Raw genomic sequence first — 822 nt, forward strand, 5'->3', positions numbered from 1 at the left:
GGAGAGAATGCCCATTTTACCATCGGTGAGAGACTCACCCAGTGGCAGCACAGCATTCCCATTGGTCCACGCGCAATCTGTCCAGTCGCTCTCATGCCAGCCTTCGGGTTTTTCGGCCTGAAGATGAGAGGTAATGTCGTGCGTCTGTTTGGCACAGAGCAAATGCACATCCGCGACGGCAACACCCATAGAGCGACGGTCATCCACAAAAGGACCAATCACATCAGCGGGACGGCTGGCGCGAGAAACAAGACGAACGGATTTTGTTTCAGGCGGCAGCATGAAGCTGTACTGCTGCCCCTTGTGCCGCATTGAGCGGATCGTCGCCCCGGTGTCCGTGACCAGATGCAGATCCGGATCGAGAGTGATTTCACTCTCTTCCATCGGAACACGGCAGCCTGCAACGCAGTTCTCGCGCAGTTCCAGAGCACGGAACAGAGGCTCGACAAAAGACCGCTCAACACACAGAGGTGCCCCGGCGTGATCTGCCCATGTGCGCTTCTGGCCACCCAGACGCACCACCGTACCTTCCTGACTGAAGGAAGAGCGGTTGCCGGTATCCAGATAGCTTTCTGTCAGCATCCCATCGGCAGTGATGACAGAATGCTGTTCTGTTTCCACGTGGTAATAGTCGTAAGACGTAATGGACTTGTCGTAGAAAATGGAAACACCATTTACCAGCATACGGGCGGGCACAAATTTGCCGTCAAAGAACAGGCAATGCTCAGAGGTGATCAGCATATCCTTGTACGGCACGCCATCGGCAATGGCATCTTTCAGGATCCGCACCGGCCAGCCGGCTGCATCGTCTGAAAGTTCAGG

At 55.4% G+C, this 822-nt stretch carries 1 protein-coding gene; it reads right to left on the bottom strand.

The features are described 5' to 3' along the window. Positions 1–822, bottom strand: an 822-nt coding sequence (locus AD930_RS00025; RefSeq protein ID WP_208598533.1) for a Hint domain-containing protein, incomplete at both ends; no start/stop codon positions are given.

The sequence above is a fragment of the Acetobacter malorum genome, assembly GCF_001580615.1.
GTDB classification, from domain to species: domain Bacteria; phylum Pseudomonadota; class Alphaproteobacteria; order Acetobacterales; family Acetobacteraceae; genus Acetobacter; species Acetobacter malorum.